General features: G+C 42.1%; 1 protein-coding gene. It reads right to left on the bottom strand.

Going from position 1 to position 463, the window contains the following annotated elements; all coding sequences use genetic code 11:
- Positions 1-463 (bottom strand): Ig-like domain-containing protein (locus UF05_RS26300; protein ID WP_048852349.1); only part of this gene is annotated, 463 nt, incomplete at both ends.

The following is a 463-nucleotide window of genomic DNA, read 5'->3' as shown; positions in this document are numbered from 1 at the left end:
TTCTTGCACTTCCTTATCGAACTCAAGTGTGATGTTCACCGACTGTCCTATCGCTTGATGCTTAGGATCAAAAGTCACTTTTGACAGCGTTGGTAATACTCCTTCTACCTCCAAAATCAAACTATCCCCTTTTCCGGGGATAGAGTTGACGCTCTCATAACTATCATCGTCGACCCGTATGATTATTTCTTTATTTTGCTTTTCTGGAGTTGTGTAGGTAACGGTCCAAGTTATATTGTCACTGGTGTTCCATGATACTTGCTGAAGCTCTCCAGCTTCGTTTTTATCACTCGCTTCTAATTTCACATCGGAGAAACTAAATTCTTTAACCTCTGCTGAAAAAGTAAATGTAAGCGGGATTTCAACTCCACCAGCCGAAGGGCTAGGTGATGCAGTTGATATTGTTAACTCTGGAACGGTTGCTGCCTTTACGGTAGCGCTTGTTGATTTCTCAGTCTTATGG

Source organism: Vibrio sp. S457-15 (assembly GCF_000960545.1).
Lineage (GTDB): Bacteria > Pseudomonadota > Gammaproteobacteria > Enterobacterales > Vibrionaceae > Vibrio > Vibrio parahaemolyticus.
Note: the sequence above shows the minus strand (reverse complement) of the source record. Positions and strands in the feature narration are given on the sequence as shown.